The organism is Vibrio sp. 378, assembly GCF_033339435.1.
On the sequence record NZ_JAWOUO010001122.1, the window covers coordinates 1 to 529 of the forward strand.

At 45.6% G+C, this 529-nt stretch carries 1 protein-coding gene; it reads left to right on the forward strand.

Features of this window, described 5'->3' with window-relative positions; all coding sequences use genetic code 11:
• Positions 1 to 529, forward strand: a 529-nt coding sequence (locus R7Q48_RS30710) for a 2-oxo acid dehydrogenase subunit E2 (protein ID WP_318134196.1), incomplete at both ends; no start/stop codon positions are given.

Below are 529 nucleotides of genomic sequence, written 5' to 3' on the forward strand. Positions count from 1 at the left end.
TGATGCTCCAGCAGTTGAAGCACCAACAACCGCTCGTAGTGAGAAGCGTGTGCCAATGAGTCGCTTACGTAAGACGGTTGCAAACCGCCTGTTGGAAGCAAAAAACAGCACCGCAATGCTAACGACGTTTAACGAAGTGAACATGAAGCCAATCATGGATCTTCGTAAGCAATACAAAGACCAGTTCGAAGAACGTCACGGTATTCGTCTTGGCTTCATGTCTTTCTATGTTAAAGCAGTGACAGAAGCACTAAAACGTTACCCAGAAGTAAATGCATCAATCGATGGTGATGACATCGTTTACCACAACTACTTTGACATTAGCATGGCGGTATCAACGCCACGCGGTCTAGTAACTCCAGTGCTAAAAGACTGCGACAAGCTTGGCTTTGCAGATGTTGAAAAAGGCATCAAAGAGCTAGCGATCAAAGGTCGTGATGGCAAGCTAACAGTAGATGAGTTGATGGGTGGTAACTTCACTATCACTAACGGTGGTGTGTTCGGTTCTCTAATGTCTACGCCTATCATC